A 14463-nucleotide genomic window follows, 5' to 3' on the forward strand; every position below is an offset into this window, starting at 1 on the left:
GGCCGCCGCGCGCCTCCTCTCCGCCGAGAACGCCGAGCCGGCGCTCTACGCGCGGGTCGTCGCGCGGTTCCTCCCGCCCGCGCCCGCGCAAGAGGGCGGCCGGCCGGCGCAAGCGTACGAAGCGCGCCTGGGCATCGCGCTCGTGAGCGCGGCGGACACGGCGCAGCAGGCGGGGAACGCGGCGCAGGCGCTCACCAGCCGCTTCGCGCTGCCCGTGGGCCGACGGGCGGTGGTGGTGGGCCTGGCGGCCCAGGATGTCGCCAAGATCTACGCGCAGATGGTCCGGGAGCTCGCGGTGACCGTGGTACAGCAGCTGGGCGCCGCGGCGCGTTAGCCGCTCCCGGCGGAGATCCGCGCGCTGGCAGGCACCACCTTAGGCGTGTCGGCGTTCCAGATCCACTTCGGCTCGATGCACGTGACGACCGCGCAGCTCGTACCCGCCCTGGTGCGCTGGCGCTGAGCCCACGCGGGCCGCGCCCGCGGCCGCTCGGCGGGTGAGCGTGTCATGGTTTCGATTGCGGTGTCGATTGAGGGCAGTTCCCGCCGTTCTCGAACCTGGGCCCGCCGGATAGATCGCGGAAGAAGGCCTAGAGGAAGGGCTCCGCGCGCTCGATCAATTCGGCCAAGCCCGGCTCATCGGGGTTCCACGGCTTGCCGGGATGGAGGACCGCCACCTGGCAGCTCTCGGCCGCCTGTACCATCTGCGCGTAGGTGCCGGCCTTCAGGTCCGCGATGTACGCCTGCTTGTTCTTGTCGTACTTGAACATCCGGTCGTTGATCTTGGTGCACTCGTTGCAGCTCGAGCAGCGTGCCGTCTCGATAGAGGGCTCGTCGGATCGGACCGCCGGCGGCGTCTCGGCGACGGCGGGCCGTGCCTCCGCCACCGCGGCGGGCACGGCTGGCGCGGCGGCCTCCGCGGCGGCCGGCTCGCCCTGGCGGCTCTCGGCCTCGCGCCGGGCCTGTTCCTCCCACGCCTGCTTCTCGCGGGCGAGCAGGCGCTCGGCGTGCGAGTTGTGGATGCCGCCCAGCTCCTGCAGGCTGCGCCACTGGTCGCGGCAGCGCCGGGCCGCGCGGATGAGCCGCCGATCCACCAGCACCCGGTGCAGGGCATCGTCCGGACCAACCATCAGCAGGTACGGCACGCGGTCGTCCAGGGGTTCGTGCTCGTCCGCGACCGCCTCGTGTACCGGGATCATGTGGCCGTTCCAACTGTCCGGCGGGACCCGGGCGAAGTGCTCCGCGTGCCCCTCGTGGCAGGCGAGGAAGTCCACCACCGTGAACGCCACGTCCTGCGAGACCCGCTGCAGCGACTCGTCCTCGTAGTCCAGGCGCCGGATCGGCCAGTCGGCCTGGGGCTGCGGGTTGTCCTCCAGCCGGAACCGGGACGCCCAATCCGCTCCCGCGGACGGGTCGAAGACGAACGCGGGGAAGGCTCGCGACTCCATCGCTGCGGCGGCCAGGAGGTACTCCGGCACGCCGTTCGCGGCACCGCCCGCGCCGGAATACACCGTGAAGAGGGCCGGCCCCGCGAAGCCCATGCCGCGCATGATCCCCTCGCGGGCGCGGTACAGGTGCGAGCACGCGGACTGGAGAACGAACACGCCGCCGGCGCCGATCGCGGCGTTCGCCACCTGCCGGACGCTCACGCTGGCCGGCGCCCGGGCGTCCGCGACGGGGGCGAACGCAGCGACGTCGTCGGTCTGGAGCAGGACCTTCAGTGGCAGGCCCTGGGCGAACACCTCCATCAGAGCGGCGCCCTCGGCGGCCCCCATGCGGTCGGCGTCGAGACGGACGAGGAGGTCCGGGAACGCGGCGAGCTCCTTCTCGAGGTCCGCGGCGCCCAGCGCCTCGAACACGGGGTCGTGCTCGCCGCCCTGATACCCGCCCTCGACCTCCAGGCCGGCCACTACCACCGCCTTCGCCGCCTCGACCAGGCGCGGCAGCCGTTCCCGGTACACCTCGAGCGCGGCGGCGCAGCTGCGGAACGCCAGGTCGCCGTCCGTACCCGGCATCCCGGTCGCGGCCCGCGCGGGGAAGAACTCCGGTGACCCGAGCGTCGCCAGCAGCCGCCGGATGCGCCGCCGGCGCTCGTCGGACAGCGAGGTCTTCGCCCGGGTCCGCGTGAGCAGGCCGGACATCGCGTCGAAGTCGAACTCGGCCGCGAACCCCGTCCCCACCGAGGCGCGCAGGCGGTCCGGGCTCATGCCGGCCGCCGAGTACTCCTCCTCGGCGATGAGGATCTCGGAGAGCTGCAGGACCAGCCGGTCGATCGTCTTGCGCATGGAGCGCGCCTTGGACTCCTGTGCGCTCCGCCACGCGTGCGTCAGCAGCCGGGCGGGGAGGTCGCGGTCGCAGCCGGCCACCTCACCGTCCACCAGCGCGGTCCGCAGTTGGCCCAGGTCGTCCGCGAGAGCGGCGTCGGAGCCGGTGGCGAGGGCGCGCGCCGCCTCGTCCCACAGCGACGACAGCGTACCCGCGGCGCCGCCGGCGACCCGGGCGCGGATGGCGCGCTCGAGCCGGCGCGCGCGGTGCGTCAGCCGTCCGGCAGCGGGCCCCCCGGCGAGTCCGCCCACGATGTCGTCGAACAGGTCGGAGAGGGAGCGCACGACCGGATCCGCCCCCGGTCCGACCAGGACGACCGGGAAGTCATAGCGCAGCGCGGCGAGGTCCCGGTAGCGGGCCAGGAGCGCCGGGAGCAGTCCGAGCCCCTCGATGCCGTCGAGTCCCCGACCGGCCGTCCGGCCCGTGAGGTAGAACGCGACCTGGTCCTGCGCCTGCGTCGTCAGGTTCCGCTCCGGGTGTGCGGGAACCGGGTCCCCGGCGCCGCGACGGCGCGATGCTCACGCATCGGAGGTCTCGGCGGTGTCCTCGTCCCTGGGCCAGATGGTGAACTGGTCCAGCTCCGCTTCGAGCCCGCTGCGGATCAGGTCCACCGTGCGCAGGTCCGGGCTCCGCCGCGTGTCCTCGTAGCAGGGGACGTCGGGGTTGTGGTACAAGATGCCGACGGGGAGCGGATCGGTCTCCCAGGCGATCTGGTGCGCGCGGTGGATGTCCAAGGGATCGTGCTCCAGCTGGCGCGGGTAGATCGAGGCCAGCGGCCGGCTGATCTTCAGACCTCGCGCATGGTGGAGCAGCAGGACCTTCTGGGGGTCGCGGACCCACGGATCCAGCAGGTGCGGCAGGTACTCCGGGCACCGCTGCACGATCCGGATGAAGGAGAACCCCCGGTGCCGGTAGGCCGCCAGCAGGATGTCGTAGAGGAGTTCCGGGATCCAATCGGCCGCCTGCGCGACGAACGAGACGTTCTGCACGGCGAGCGTGATGGGCAGCGGCTCCATGGCCTCGAGGTACGCGCCCCGCGGCGTCGTGTTGGTCCGCAGGCCCCGCGGCGTCGTCGGCGACGCCTGCATCTTGGTGAGGCCGTAGACGTGGTTGTCGTGCACCATCACGGTCATGTTCATGTTGTAGCGCACGGCGTGGATCCAGTGCGCCGCGCCGATGCTGAAGCAGTCGCCGTCGCCGGTGCTGACGAAGACGTCGAGGTCGGGGCGGGCCATGCGGATGCCCTCCGCGACCGGCAGCGCCCGGCCGTGCAGCCCGTGGAACCCGTAGGTGCTCATGTAGTGGGGCAGGCGGCTGGAGCAGCCGATGCCCGAGACGAACACCGTCTTGTCCGGGCGGAGCCCCTCGTCCCGGCAGAGCCGCTGGACCGCGGCCAGGATCGCGTTGTCGCCGCAGCCGGTGCACCAGCGCGGCACGCCCTTCTGGTAGTCCTCCAGCTCGTAGTGCTCCTCGTGCATCCGGAGCAGACACTCCAAGGGGGTGTTCGGTATCGTCGGGCTCGCGCTCATGGCCGCTCCATCCTCTCGAGGATCGCGCGGCGGGCGCTGCCGGGCTTGATCGGCTGGCCCCGCACCTCGCTCCAGCAGTCCACGTCGATCAGGTAGCGCGACCGCAGCAGCAGCGCCAGCGCCGAGAAGCGCCGGTTCGACTCGTTGATCATCTCGTCCTCCACGCGGTCACACCAGTTGCCTTCGATCGTCATCACCTTGCCGAACCGCTGCAGGATCTCCTTGATCCCCGGCGGCAGCGGCTGGAGGAACCGCAGGTGCATCGAGGACACCTGGTGTCCCTCGGCCTGCAGGCCGGCGACGGCCTCCTCGATCGCGCCCCGCGTGCTCCCCCAGCCGACGACGAGGAGGTCGCCGCGCTCGGCGCCGACGACCGTCGGCGGCCGCAGCGTCCGCTGGAACGCCGCCAGCTTGAGGCTCCGGGCCCGGATCCCCTGCTGGTTGATCTCGGCGTCGTACGCGACGTGGCTCAACTCGTCGTGGGCGAGGCCCGTCAGCGTGTGTGCGCCACCCGGCTGGCCCGGCACGAACCGCCGCGCCAGGCCGGTCGTCGGATCCCAGTCGTACGGTTTGAGCCCCGGGGGGACGGCGCTCTGGTCCACCGGAGGGGCGATCCAGGCCTCGTCGAACCGCGGCCGGGGGAAGGGCGTCTGCGCCGTCGCCAGGTTGGCGTCCGAGAGGATCACCACGACCATGTTGAACGTCTCGGCGATCCGGCGCGCGGCGATGACCGAGTAGAAGCAGTCCTCGATCGAGCTCGCCGCCATCACGATCTTCGGCGCGTCCCCGTGGCTGCCGAAGATCGTCGCCAGGAGGTCGCCCTGCTCGCCCTTCGTGGGCTGGCCCGTGCTGGGCCCGCCGCGCTGCACGTTCACGACCACCAGCGGGATCTCGCCCATAACGGCGAGGCCGATTCCCTCCTGCTTGAGCGAGTACCCCGGGCCGGACGTGATCGTCACCGCGCAGCGCCCCGCGTACGAGGCGCCGATGGCGAACGTGCAGGCGGCGATCTCGTCCTCCGCCTGATGCACCACGCCGCCCACCCGCTCGAACACCTCGCTGAGGTAGTGCGACGCGGACGTGGCCGGCGTGATGGGATACATGGCGCAGACTTCCATGCCCGACGCGATGACGCCGAGGGCCATCGCGTGGTTGCCGTTGATCACGATCTGCGGCTCGGAGACGTGAACAGCCGGGATGTGGTACCGGAACCGCAGGTGCTCGCCCGCCCACGCGTACCCGGCCTCGACCAGCCGAGTATTCGTCTCCACGACGCTCGCGGCCTTCTTCCGGAACGTTAGGGCGACCTGGTCGCGCGCCAACTGGAGGTCGAGGCTGTACAGGCGGCACAGCATGCCGAGCACGAACATGTTCTTGCCGCGCCGGGGGTCGGCGACGAGCTTGCGGCACTCCTGCTCCATCGGGATCTCGTGCACGCGGTATCCCGCCGCGACGAGGCCCTCAACGGTCTGCGCGTACTCCGCCGCGATCTGCTCGTCCGGGTCCTCCCTCCACATGCTCTCCAGGAGGATGATGCAGCCGGGCTTCAGCTCCCCGGCCCGGGTCCGCCCGAGCAGCACCTGCTCGTTGAACGCGACGACGAGATCGGCCTCGTCGCCACCGTTCGTGACGCGCCGGGAGGCGAGCCGGATGCGGTTGCCGCTGGCGCCCGCGACGCTGCGGGCCGGCGGCTGGATCTCGGCCGGGATGATCTCGACCGTCCAGACCCCGTTGCCCGTCCGCGCCGCGATCGCCCCGAATGACTGGCCGCAGCGTTGCGCGCCCTCGCCGGAATCGCTGATGACCTCGACGATGTGCTCCGTTACGCCGGTGACCGGCGGCTCCCCGCCCGCCCCCGAGGCCTGCGCCCGCGGCTGCTTCGTCCGTGCCCGGGCTGACGCCGTGCTCATCGTGCCGCCGCCATGGTCCGCTCTCCCTCACCCTCGCGCGCCTGCGCAACGGTGGCCGGGGGCCGGCCGTCCGACCGCGCGAGGCGGACGCGCGCGAAGTTCCGCTCCCGCAGGTCGATCCCGAACGGGTGGTCGTCGCCGCCACCGTACGGCTCGGCCACGTCCCGGATGCCGAGGTAGGCCTTCATGCTCCGCGCGGCCAGCCGCCCCGCGCCCATCGCCTCGATGACGGTCGCCGCGCCGGTGACGATATCGCCGCCGGCATACACGCCGGCCATCGAGGTGGCCAGGGTCTCGTCGACCTGGAGGTAGCCCCGCTGGTTCAGTGCCAGCTTCGAGGTCTGGCCGATGATCGGATTGGCGTGCGTGCCGATGGCGAACACCACCTGGTCGGTCTGGAACTCGAACTCGCTTCCAGGAATGGGCACGGGGCGGCGCCGGCCCGACTCGTCCGGCTCTCCCAGCTCCATCCGGATGCAGCGCATGGCGCGCACGTTCCCCTTGCCGTCTTCCAGCACCTCGACCGGGGCCGTCAGCCAGTGGAACTCGATGCCTTCCTCCTCGGCGTGGTGGACCTCCTCCACGCGGGCCGGCGCCTCGGTCCGGGAACGCCGGTAGACGCAGTGGACCTTCTCCGCACCGAGCCGCAGGCACACGCGCATCGCGTCCATCGCCGTGTTGCCGGCGCCGATCACCGCCACCTGTCGACCGAGCGGGATCGGCGTGTCGTAATTCGGGAAGCTCCGGGCCAGCATGAGGTTGCAGCGCGTGAGCAGCTCGTTGGCCGACAGCACGCCGTTCAGCGAGTCGCCGGGGATGCCCATCATCGCAGGGGCGCCCGCGCCGGTTCCGATGAACACCGCGTGGAAGCCGAACTCGTCGAGCAGCTGCTCGATGGTGAACAGCCGCCCGACGACCGTGTTGCACTCGAACCGCACGCCGAGCTTCTTCAGGTTGTCGATCTCTGCGTCGATGACCTCGTTAGGCAGGCGGAAGTCCGGGATGCCGTACCGCAGCACCCCGCCCGGCTCGTGGAACGCCTCGTAGACCGTCACGGCGCACCCGGCCTTGGCCATGTCGGCGGCGCACGCCATGCCGGCCGGGCCCGAGCCCACGATCGCGACTCGGAAGCCCGTGGGCTCGATGTGCGGCACGCTCGCCCAGTGCTCGGCGATCGCGCGGTCGCCCACGAACCGCTCGAGCCGCCCGATGGCCACCGGCTCCAGCGGGTCCGTCACGATGCAGACGCCCTCGCACTGGGTCTCCTGCGGGCAGACGCGGCCGCAGATGGCGGGCAGGAAATTCGTCTCCGCGATCACGTCGTAGGCGCCGCGGAAGTCCCTCTCCCCGATCTTCCGGATGAACGCCGGGATGTCGATCGCCACCGGACAGCCGGCGATGCAGACGGCGTCCTCGCAGAACAGGCACCGTTCCGACTCCCGGATCGCCTCCTCCGCGGTGTACCCGCAGTTCACCTCGCCGAAGCTGCGGATCCGCTCCGCCGGCGGCAGCTCGCGAACGGGGGTCCGCTCCTGGGGGATCGTCCGGATGGTTCGCTTCTTCGCCATCGTGCGTCTCCCTAGCCGCGGGCGGCGGTGCCCCGCGACGCGGGGATCGCCTCCGCTTCCGCGAGCTCCTTCAGACGGCACTCCTGCGACCAGCGCTCCATCGCCTGCTGCTCCTGCTCGGTGAAGCGCCGCAGGCGGCTCATCAGGTCATCGAAGTCCACCTGGTGCGCGTCGAAGTCCGGCCCGTCCACGCACGCGAAGTTCACGCGGCCGCCCACCCGCACCCGGCAACCGCCGCACATCCCCGTGCCGTCCACCATGATGGGGTTCAGGCTCACGAGGGTGCGGATGCCGTGCTCCCGGGTCGCGGCGGCGCAGGCCTTCATCATCACGGGCGGGCCGATCGCCACGACCTCGTCGATGTCGGGGTGCCGCTCGATCGCGAGCCGGATCCCGTCCGTCACCAGCCCCTTGATGCCGGTCGAGCCGTCGTCGGTGCACAGGATCAGCTCGTCGCAGACGCGCTCGAACTTGTCCTTCCAGAAGACCAGCGCTTCGGTTCGGAAGCCGAGGATCCCGATGACGTAGGCGCCGCTCTCCTTGTAGGCCCGCGCCTGCGGGAACACCGGCGCCACGCCGAGCCCGCCGCCGACGCACACCACCTTCTTCGCGCCCCCGATGATGCTGGGCTTGCCCATCGGCCCCGCCATCGCGAGGAGCCGCGTGCCTACCTGGCACGAGCGTTGCATCTCGCGGGTCGTTTTGCCCACCGCCTGGACGACGAGCGTGATCGTGCCCCGCTGGCGTTCGAAGTCCGCTATTGTCAATGGGATGCGCTCGCTGCGATCGTGCAGCATCACGAGGACGAATTGTCCCGGTCGCGCGGCCCGGGCCATGAGCGGGTGCCGCACCTCGAGCATGTACGTGACATCGGAGTAGTCCTCCCGTGTCACGATTTCGAGCCGACCCGATGTCTCGCCGGTCATCGCGTTCCAGCCTCCTTGGCAGGCCGAGAATGCCGAGCGGACCAGTGAAGCTGCCGGGCGCCTGGAGCGCCCTCCGCTGCGAGCTCTCTCTGCATAATTGGTACCGGAGGCTCTCTCCCTGCAAGGTGCCGCCCTTGCTCCTCGCCTCCACCCCGCTGGGTGTCAATCCTCGGCGAACCCGGGACAGCCTAGACCCCCGGCGCCCTCCCGGATACGTTACCGTTGGGAGGGTCATGAGCATCGAGAACACGTTAAGGACCGAGCGGGAATCGCTCGAAGCCGTCGTCATCCGGTTCGCCGGCGATTCGGGCGACGGCATGCAGGTCACCGGCTCACGGTTCACCGTGGAGACGGCGCTGGCGAGAAACGACCTCGCCACGTTCCCCGATTTCCCCGCCGAGATCCGCGCCCCGGCCGGCACCACCTTCGGCGTCTCGGCCTTTCAGATCCACTTCGGCTCGATCGACGTCACTACCGCCGGCGACGAGCTGGACGTACTGGTCGCGATGAATCCGGCGGCGCTCGCGGTCAACTGGCGCGACCTCAAGGTGGGCGGCCTGATCGTCGCCGACTCCAGCGCGTTCAGCGAGCGTAATCTGGCCAAGGCGGGCTTCACGGCGAACCCGCTCGCCGACAGCACGCTCGCGCCCTACCGGCTGCTCCAGTTCGACATCGCCAAGCTCACGCGGGAGGCGGTGAAGGGACACGGCCTCTCGAACAAGGACGCGCTCCGCTGCCGGAACATGTGGGCCCTCGGCTTGATGCTGTGGATGTACGGCCGCGACCGCCAGGCCACGATCGAGTCCCTCACCAAGAAGTTCTCCAAGCGGCCGGAGATCGCGCGCGCCAACATCGCCGCGCTGAACGCCGGCCATGCCTTCGGCGAGACGGCCGAGGTGGCCGACAGCCTCCAGGCCTACACCATCCCGAAGGCGGATGTCCAGCCGGGCGTGTATCGCACGGTGAGCGGTACCGAGGCCGTCGCGTGGGGCCTCATCGCGGGAGCGCGCGCGGCCGGCATCGCCAAGGTTATGCTCGGCGCCTACCCGATCACGCCGGCCTCCGGGCTCCTCCACATCCTCGCGGGGCTCAAGCACCACGGCGTCATCACCTTCCAGGCCGAAGACGAGATCGCCGCGATCTGCGCCGCGATCGGCGCGTCGTACGCGGGGGCCCTCGGCGTGACGTTGAGCTCGGGCCCCGGCATCGCGCTCAAGACCGAAGCCATCGGCCTCGCCATCGCGACCGAGCTGCCGCTCGTCATCGTGAATTCGCAGCGCGCCGGCCCGTCCACCGGCCTACCGACCAAGACGGAGCAGTCGGACCTCTATCAGGCGGTGTACGGCCGCAACGGCGATGCGCCGCTCCCCGTTCTCGCGGCGGCCAGCCCCGGCGACGGCTTCGAGGTCGCGATCGAGGCGGTTAGGCTCGCCACGAAGTATATGACGCCCGTCATGCTCCTCACCGACGGCTACCTTGCCAATGCCGCCGAGCCGTGGCCCGTCCCCGACGTCGCGTCGTTGCCGGCGTTCCCGGTCACGTATCGCACCGATCCCGGGGGCTTCCATCCGTTCGTCCGCGATCCGGTGACGCTCGCGCGGGCGTGGGCGCTGCCCGGCACGCCGGGCCTCGAGCATCGCATCGGCGGTCTCGAGAAGAGCTACGACTCGGGCCACATCTCCTACGACGCGGACAACCACCAGCAGATGACCGACGTCCGGGCCGCGAAGATCGCCGGCATCGCGAACGACATCCCACTCCAGCCGGTCGCGCTCGGTGAGGACCACGGCACGATCGCGGTGGTGGGATGGGGATCCACGTACGGCGCCATCCGCCAGGCGGTGCGCCAGCTGCGCGAGGATGGCGCGGCGGTGTCGCACATCCATATCCGCTATCTTGCCCCCTTCCCGAAGAACCTGGGCGATCTGCTCCGCCGCTTCGACCAGGTCCTGGTGCCGGAGATGAACACCGGCCAGCTGGTCACGATGCTGCGGGCGGCTTACCTGCTGCCGGCCGAGGGGTTGAACAAGGTGAACGGCAAGCCGTTCAAGATCGGCGAGATCGCGGACGCGATTCGCGCCCGCCTGGGGACCTGAGATGACGACCACCGCTCCCGCCGCCCCGCTCGCGCCCGAGGACTTCACCTCGGACCAGGAAGTCCGCTGGTGCCCCGGGTGCGGTGACTACGCCATCCTCAAGGCCTTCTACAAAGTGCTGGCCGACCTCGGCGCCAAGCGCGAGAGCACCGTCTGCGTCTCGGGCATCGGCTGTTCGTCTCGGTTCCCGTATTACCTCTCTACCTACGGCTTCCACACCATCCACGGCCGCGCGCCGGCCATCGCCACCGGCGTGAAGCTGGCGAACCCCGACCTCGACGTCTGGGTCATCACCGGGGACGGCGACGGGCTCTCGATCGGCGGCAACCACATGCTGCACGTGCTGCGCCGGAACGTGAACCTCCAGATCGTCCTCTTCAACAACGAGATCTACGGGCTCACCAAGGGCCAGTACTCGCCCACGTCGCGGCGCGGCACCCGCTCGCCCTCCACGCCGATGGGCTCCATCGAGGCCCCCGTCTCGCCCGGCGCGTTCGCCCTCGGCGCGGGCGCAAGGTTCGTCGCGCGCGCCATCGACACCCAGCAGCCGCAGCTCGTGGAGGTGCTGAAGCGCGCGCACGCCCACCAGGGCGCGTCGTTCGTCGAGGTGTTCCAGAACTGCGTCGTCTTCAACGACGCCGTCTTCGAAGAGTTCACCGACAAGAGCGTCGCGCCCGATGCCCAGCTCCACGTCGAGCACGGCAAGCCGCTCGTGTTCGGGAAGGACAAGAACCTCGGCTTGCGCCTCAAGCCGCAGGCGCTGGAGCTGGAAGTCGCGAAGATCGGCGAGAACGGCGTGACGGAGCGCGACATCTTCGTCCACGACGAGACGAGCCCTGTACTGGCGTCGTTGCTCGTCTCGTTGCAGCCTCCACGCTTCCCAGTGGCACTGGGCGTCATCTACTGCAGTCCCGCGTCGTCGTACGAGGCCGATGTCTACGCGCAGCTCGCCGCGGCGGGCGCGTGGAAGGGCGACGCGAAGATAGACGCTCTGCTTCGCTCCGACCGCACTTGGACGGTCATGGGGTGATTGACGCCGTACGGCTCACCTAGTATCTGCACTTTCTCCTCTTCACTCGAGAATCGACCCATGAATCCTCTCGCGCGCTCGTACTGCGTCTTCTCCACCTCGCTCCCGGCGCTCGCCGTGTGCGCGGCCCTCGCCGTTCCGACCACCGCCCTAGCCCAGGCCGCGCGTCCCGCGGAAAGCGCGGGGCTCCTGGCGGCCCCCGTCGCCTCGCGACGAACCCACGTCGACACGATCCACGGCTACGTCCGCCGCGACAACTACTTCTGGCTGCGCGACAAGACCAACCCCGACGTGATCGCGTACCTCAACGCCGAGAACGCCTACGCCGACCAGCTCCTCGCGCCCATGCAGCCGCTGCGCGACACGCTGTTCGCGGAGATGCTCCGGCGGATCAAGCAGACCGATCTCTCCGTGCCGTACCGTGAGGGAGACTACTTCTATTACAGCCGCACCGAGGAAGGGAAGCAGTACCCGATCTACTGCCGGAAGCGCGGATCGCTCGACGCCCCGGAGGAGATCCTGCTCGACCTCAACCAGCTGGCGGTTGGCCAGGTCTTCATGGGGCTCGCCGCGTTCGACGTGAGCGACGACGGCAACCTGCTCGCCTACTCCCTCGACACGACCGGTTTCCGCCAGTACGCGTTGCACGTCAAGGACCTGCGCACCGGCCGCGACCTCCCCGACCGCGCCTACCGCACCGGCTCCGTGGCGTGGGCCGCGGACAATCGTACTCTCTTCTACACCATCGAGGATGCCGCCAAGCGGCATTACCGCCTATACCGGCACGGGCTCGGTGCGACCACCGACGACCTGGTGTACGAGGAGACGGACGAACGGTTCAGGGTGGGCGTCTCGCGCACCAGGAGCGGCGCTTACCTGGTGATGGACGTCGGCAGCCACACCACGTCCGAAGTGCGCTACCTGTCCGCCGACCGGCCTTTATGGAAGAGTGGCGGCTGATCTCGCCCCGGCGGCAGGACCGCGAGTACGACGTCGGCCACCACGGGGACCGCTTCTACATCCACGTCAACGACACCGGGCGGAACTACCGCCTGGTCTTGGGCCCCCGAGAGCGACCCGCGCGAGGAGAACTGGCACGAGATCGTTCCACACCGCCCCGACGTAATGCTCGAGGGGATGGACTTCTTCGCCGATCATTACGTGCTCTACGAGCGGCAGAGCGGTCTCCAGCGGATGCGGATCACGGACCTTCGAAGCGGCGGGGCGCACTACATCAGCTTTCCCGAGCCGGTCTACACGGCGTCCGGCTCCGCCAACCGGCAGTGGAACACGACCGTGTTCCGCTTCAACTACCAGTCGTTCATCACGCCCGGCTCGGTCTACGACTACGACATGAACTCGCGCCGGCGCACCCTCCTCAAGCAGACCGAAGTGCTGGGCGGCTACGACCCGCGGCAGTACGGGTCGGAGCGGGTCTTCGCGACCGCCTCCGACGGCGCGCGGATCCCGATCTCGGTCGTCTATCGCCGCGGCCTGCGGCGCGACGGCCGCGCCCCCATGCTCTTGAACGGGTACGGCTCGTACGGCTCGTCGTCCAACGTCACGTTCAACTCCAACCGACTGAGCTTGCTCGACCGCGGCATGGTCTTCGCCATCGCGCACATCAGGGGCGGCGGCGAGATGGGCAAGGCGTGGCACGACGACGGCCGGATGATGCACAAGCTGAACACCTTCACCGATTTCATCGCGTCGGCCGAGTATCTGATCGGGCAGCGCTTCACTTCGCGCGAGCGGCTGGTCATTCAGGGCGGGAGCGCGGGCGGCCTGCTGATGGGCGCGGTGACCAACCTGAGGCCCGATCTCTTCCACGCGGTGGTCGCCAACGTGCCGTTCGTGGACGTGATCAACACCATGCTCGACACCTCACTGCCGCTCACCGTCGGCGAATTCGAGGAGTGGGGCAACCCGCGCATCCAGGCCGAGTACGACTACATGATGACGTACTCGCCGTACGACAACCTCGCGGCGCGCGACTATCCCGCGATGCTGGTCACGACGTCGCTCAACGACAGCCAGGTCCTCTTCCACGAGCCCACCAAGTACGTCGCGCGGATGCGCTCGACGAGGACCGATGGCAACCCCCTCATCTTCACGGTGAACATGGGGGCGGGGCACGGCGGGGCGTCCGGGCGCTACGACCGGCTGCGCGAGATCGCGCGGGACTACGCCTTCATGCTCTGGGAGGTCGGGAGGCGGAACTAGGGGTTTCTGACGCGCGCTTGCCAGCGAGGCTTTCCCGCCGTCGGGAGAGTCCAGCCAGAACGCGATCACGAACAACGGGCTGATCTTCGTTCGCTGCTATCTCTGACGCGCGGCCGCGGCCCGGAAACGCGAAGCCCCGCCGGTCATTGACGACGGCGGGGCTTCGTCGCGGCTCCATGCGCCGGACAGGAGTCGAACCTGCGACCTCCAGCTCCGGAGGCTGGCGCTCTATCCAGCTGAGCTACCGGCGCAAATGAGACCGGGAATCGGGAATGGGGAATCGGGGACGATTGCCGACTCCCGATTCCCGGTCTGCAGTCGGGGTGGGCAGGTTTGAACCGCCGACCTCTCGGAGACCAATACTAGCCGCTGAGCTGGAAACCGCGCAACGGCGTGGCTTCCTGTGCGACTCTTCAACATCGCAGAGCCCCGAAGCGCCACCGAAGCGCATCACGAACAGCAATCCGAAGAGCAATCGAGCCGGGCGGTTGCGTGCGCGCGAGTGGCTCTGTTGCGGTCTAATGTCCCCGGTGCCCCAATCCAAGCTCGCCGGACCGCTAAGACGGCAAAGCCCGGACCGGAATGCACCGAGCGTGATTCGCGCCGCGGAATCGACTTGGGCGATGGCGCGCCGCACTGCCGGACCATACAGAGTGTTTGAACTCGGGATTCACGGATCCGCGCCGTGTTGACAGAATCGCATCCGTGCATTACCTCGAATCAGAGGCCATCGGGCCCAAGTTCATCTTCTTCCCCGGCGGGACGGCCTTTGCACAGCAGCCCGGTTGTCGACGCGACCGCGTGGTGCACGCGCTGGATGTCCGATTCCACGCCGGGCGCATTCCCCTTGGCATCGGCT

Annotated in this window: 10 protein-coding genes, 1 tRNA gene and 1 pseudogene; 5 read left to right on the top strand and 7 right to left on the bottom strand. The window is 69.6% G+C overall.

All coding sequences use genetic code 11. The features are described 5' to 3' along the window. A partial coding sequence (locus Q8Q85_03835) for a hypothetical protein (GenBank protein ID MDP3773376.1) occupies nucleotides 1–334 on the top strand: 334 nt, incomplete at its 5' end. Here Q8Q85_03835 and Q8Q85_03840 read toward each other — a convergent pair. The 6 genes from Q8Q85_03840 to Q8Q85_03865 all read right to left on the bottom strand — a co-directional run bounded on the left by Q8Q85_03840 (nucleotide 331) and on the right by Q8Q85_03865 (nucleotide 8255). Beyond that, the gene (locus tag Q8Q85_03840; GenBank protein MDP3773377.1) at nucleotides 331–507 is read right to left on the bottom strand and encodes a hypothetical protein; all 177 of its coding nucleotides are present in this window, start codon (nucleotides 505–507) and stop codon (nucleotides 331–333) included. The genes Q8Q85_03835 and Q8Q85_03840 overlap by 4 nt on opposite strands. Before the next feature lie 80 nt (nucleotides 508–587). Further along, complete coding sequence (locus Q8Q85_03845; protein ID MDP3773378.1) at nucleotides 588–2606, bottom strand: hypothetical protein; 2019 nt, start codon at nucleotides 2604–2606, stop codon at nucleotides 588–590. 234 nt (nucleotides 2607–2840) lie between these two features. Beyond that, complete coding sequence (locus Q8Q85_03850) at nucleotides 2841–3851, bottom strand: thiamine pyrophosphate-dependent enzyme (GenBank protein ID MDP3773379.1); 1011 nt, start codon at nucleotides 3849–3851, stop codon at nucleotides 2841–2843. Continuing rightward, the gene (locus Q8Q85_03855; protein MDP3773380.1) at nucleotides 3848–5761 is read right to left on the bottom strand and encodes a 2-oxoacid:acceptor oxidoreductase subunit alpha; all 1914 of its coding nucleotides are present in this window, start codon (nucleotides 5759–5761) and stop codon (nucleotides 3848–3850) included. The genes Q8Q85_03850 and Q8Q85_03855 overlap by 4 nt, the downstream gene beginning before the upstream one ends. Then, nucleotides 5758–7329: an NADPH-dependent glutamate synthase gene (gene gltA / locus Q8Q85_03860; protein ID MDP3773381.1), complete on the bottom strand. Its 1572-nt coding sequence runs from the start codon at nucleotides 7327–7329 to the stop codon at nucleotides 5758–5760. The genes Q8Q85_03855 and gltA overlap by 4 nt, the downstream gene beginning before the upstream one ends. Nucleotides 7330–7340: 11 nt before the next feature. Further along, entirely contained in the window at nucleotides 7341–8255 is a 915-nt protein-coding gene (locus Q8Q85_03865; GenBank protein MDP3773382.1) for a sulfide/dihydroorotate dehydrogenase-like FAD/NAD-binding protein, read from the bottom strand. Between the two features lie 233 nt (nucleotides 8256–8488). Here Q8Q85_03865 and Q8Q85_03870 point away from each other — a divergent pair, with 233 nt between their 5' ends. The 4 genes and pseudogenes from Q8Q85_03870 (at nucleotide 8489) to Q8Q85_03885 (ending at nucleotide 13604) form a co-directional block, all read left to right on the top strand. Further along, nucleotides 8489–10351: a 2-oxoacid:acceptor oxidoreductase subunit alpha gene (locus Q8Q85_03870; GenBank protein ID MDP3773383.1), complete on the top strand. Its 1863-nt coding sequence runs from the start codon at nucleotides 8489–8491 to the stop codon at nucleotides 10349–10351. Nucleotide 10352: 1 nt separating this feature from the next. Beyond that, a complete protein-coding gene (locus tag Q8Q85_03875; GenBank protein ID MDP3773384.1) occupies nucleotides 10353–11381 on the top strand; it encodes a 2-oxoacid:ferredoxin oxidoreductase subunit beta in 1029 nt (342 codons plus the stop codon). Between the two features lie 60 nt (nucleotides 11382–11441). Continuing rightward, nucleotides 11442–12755 (top strand): annotated as a pseudogene (locus Q8Q85_03880) (hypothetical protein). A gap of 144 nt (nucleotides 12756–12899) precedes the next feature. Beyond that, nucleotides 12900–13604, top strand: coding sequence for a prolyl oligopeptidase family serine peptidase (locus Q8Q85_03885; GenBank protein MDP3773385.1), 705 nt, complete (start codon nucleotides 12900–12902; stop codon nucleotides 13602–13604). A 177-nt stretch (nucleotides 13605–13781) separates the two neighbouring features. Here Q8Q85_03885 and Q8Q85_03890 read toward each other — a convergent pair. After that, nucleotides 13782–13855: transfer RNA gene (locus Q8Q85_03890), tRNA-Arg, on the bottom strand. Nucleotides 13856–14463: the final 608 nt, after the last annotated feature.

The organism is Gemmatimonadales bacterium (assembly GCA_030697825.1).
Classification (GTDB): domain Bacteria; phylum Gemmatimonadota; class Gemmatimonadetes; order Gemmatimonadales; family JACORV01; genus JACORV01.

Excerpts from the sequence above, each read along its gene's own strand:
- Q8Q85_03850 (MDP3773379.1), bottom strand. The coding sequence starts at position 3,851 with ATGAGCGCGAGCCCGACGATACCGAACACCCCCTTGGAGTGTCTGCTC.
- gltA (MDP3773381.1), bottom strand. The coding sequence starts at position 7,329 with ATGGCGAAGAAGCGAACCATCCGGACGATCCCCCAGGAGCGGACCCCC.
- Q8Q85_03840 (MDP3773377.1), bottom strand. The coding sequence starts at position 507 with ATGACACGCTCACCCGCCGAGCGGCCGCGGGCGCGGCCCGCGTGGGCT.
- Q8Q85_03855 (MDP3773380.1), bottom strand. The coding sequence starts at position 5,761 with ATGAGCACGGCGTCAGCCCGGGCACGGACGAAGCAGCCGCGGGCGCAG.
- Q8Q85_03870 (MDP3773383.1), top strand. The coding sequence starts at position 8,489 with ATGAGCATCGAGAACACGTTAAGGACCGAGCGGGAATCGCTCGAAGCC.
- Q8Q85_03885 (MDP3773385.1), top strand. The coding sequence starts at position 12,900 with ATGCTCTTGAACGGGTACGGCTCGTACGGCTCGTCGTCCAACGTCACG.
- Q8Q85_03875 (MDP3773384.1), top strand. The coding sequence starts at position 10,353 with ATGACGACCACCGCTCCCGCCGCCCCGCTCGCGCCCGAGGACTTCACC.
- Q8Q85_03865 (MDP3773382.1), bottom strand. The coding sequence starts at position 8,255 with ATGACCGGCGAGACATCGGGTCGGCTCGAAATCGTGACACGGGAGGAC.